Here is a 2,062-nt window from a genome sequence, read left to right as displayed (position 1 = left end):
TCCGCTTGGCCGGTGTCGAACGGCAGGCCACCACCATGCGCGTCTACTCCTCCCTCATGGTGCCGGGCCTGCTCCAGACCCCCGCCTACGCGCAGGCCCTGGCCAGGCGGCACCACGGGCTGATCCGCGACCCCGACCTTCAGGCCGTCACCGCCCGGCCCGCCCCTGGAGGACACCCCTCGGGGTGCCGGGTGGAGGTCCTGCTGGAGGAGTCGGCTCTGCGCAGCGCGGACTGGGGGCCCGGGGTTGTGGCAGGCCAGTGCTGGTGGCTGCGCCGTGCGGCCGCCCAGGGGCAGATCGAGGTCCGCTTTCTCAGCCCGGAGCGGGGGCAGAGCGTGCCGGCGGGCAATCTCAGCGAGCTGACCATGCCCGGCGGGAGCGCGTTGTTTGTCCAGGAGTCGCTCGCGGTGACCTACTCATGCGCCGGTGACGGCTCTCTGCGCACGGTGCTGGACGGCTTATGGGCCGAGGCGGGATCCGCGGAGGACGGCTTGGCCGTGCTCCGCGGGATCGAGGACCGCTGCGGGGAGAAAGGGTGAGCGCCCGGGGGTTTTGGCCGGTGTATCACCCGGCGGGCCTGGATTACGAGTTGCACACGGCGTTGGAGGAGCTGGAGGCCGGCCGCTGGCTGGGGATGCGTAACCTCCTGGCCCGCACTGGGACGCGCTGGGGGCTGCGGACCGCGCGGACCCAGGTCCTGGCGGCCGCGGCCGCCCGCTCAACGGTCATCCAGGAATGGGAGGCCGAAGAGAGCGGCAGCGTGGACGTCACCGTGATGCGGGCCCGGGTCGCGGTGGAGCGGGCCCTGTGGGGGCAGCGGAACCAGCTTCCCGGTGTATGGCAGGTGGCGCAGGAGGCCCGCTCGGCCTGTGAGGCAGCGGCTCGGTGTGCACCCGCTGACCCCATCCCGTGGGTGTGCCTCTTGGCGCTGGCGCAGTTGGATGAGCGGCAGATGCTGGCGGTGAACCGGGCCCAGGCGCCGGAACGCATGCTTCCGCCGGGCCCGTGGGGGCTGCTGAAGCAGGCGCTTTTGCGGGACCCGGGCAACCGTGAGGCGTGCCATCGCATGCTGCAGTTCCTGTATGCGCGTGCGGGCGGTTCGCGCGCCGACGCGATCGATTTCGGGCGATGGGCCGTCTCCTGGGCCCCGGCCGGCTCAGCACTTCGGGTACTGCCGCTGTACACCTACGCGGAAAGTCACGGGTACCGGCGGCAACGGGGTGAGGAACTGCTCGGTCGCGGGGAGTGGGCTGCAGACCACGTCCTCCATGACATCACACGCGCGCTCGACGGCTGGTTCAATCACCCGGTAACGCCCCTGGCGGAGCGGTCGGTTCTCGACCTCAGTCATCTCGCGCACGCCCTGTGGGCAGCCCACCAGTACGCCGACGCGGCCAGGGTGTTCACCGCGATGGGCCCCTACGCCGCGCGGCTGCCCTGGTGGTACGTCAGTGACGACCCGGGCCGGTGGCAGGAGGGCTTCGTGCGGGCCCGTACCCAGTCCCTGTCCTATGCCCGCAACCACCCCCCGTCCGCATGACCGCCCCAGCATGCCGGGCTCCACCGGCCCCCCTGTCACCCGCCGCGTTCATTCGATCCGCGTTCTTGGAGGTTCTGCCGTGTCCCACGCCCACTCCCCCCACCCCCGCACCCGCCCCGGCCCAGGCCGTGATGCGCAGCCTGACGACGTCCAGCTGCGCCGGCTCGGCTACGAGCCCGTGCTGTCCCGGAAGATGACCCCGCGCGGCAACTTCGCGATCAGCTTCAGCGTGATCTCCGTGCTGTCCGGCTGCATGACCCTCTACGGCTTCGGGCTGACCACCGGTGGCCCGGCCGTGATGATCTGGGGGTGGGCCGTTGTCGGGCTGATGGTGATGCTCGTCGGCGGCGCCCTGGGGGAGGTCACCAGCGCCTACCCCACGTCCGGGGCCTTGTATTTCATGGCGGACCAGCTCGGCGGCAGACGCTGGGGCTGGTACACCGGCTGGCTCAACCTGCTCGGCCTGCTGGGGGCGATCGCCGGCATCGACTACGGCGCCGCCCTCTTCACCGGGGCCTTCCT

General features: G+C 71.5%; 3 protein-coding genes. All 3 read left to right on the top strand.

Going from position 1 to position 2,062, the window contains the following annotated elements; all coding sequences use genetic code 11:
• On the top strand, nucleotides 1-539 hold a 539-nt coding region (locus ACZ6MA_RS33945), incomplete at its 5' end, for a Scr1 family TA system antitoxin-like transcriptional regulator (RefSeq protein WP_469438763.1).
• Between the two features lie 20 nt (nucleotides 540-559).
• On the top strand, nucleotides 560-1,540 hold the full coding sequence (locus ACZ6MA_RS33940) for a hypothetical protein (RefSeq protein ID WP_469438762.1): 981 nt from the start codon (nucleotides 560-562) through the stop codon (nucleotides 1,538-1,540).
• A 154-nt stretch (nucleotides 1,541-1,694) separates the two neighbouring features.
• A partial coding sequence (locus ACZ6MA_RS33935; protein ID WP_469438765.1) for an amino acid permease occupies nucleotides 1,695-2,062 on the top strand: 368 nt, incomplete at its 3' end.

The organism is Streptomyces sp. NPDC042259, from assembly GCF_055582085.1.
Note: the sequence above shows the minus strand (reverse complement) of the source record. Positions and strands in the feature narration are given on the sequence as shown.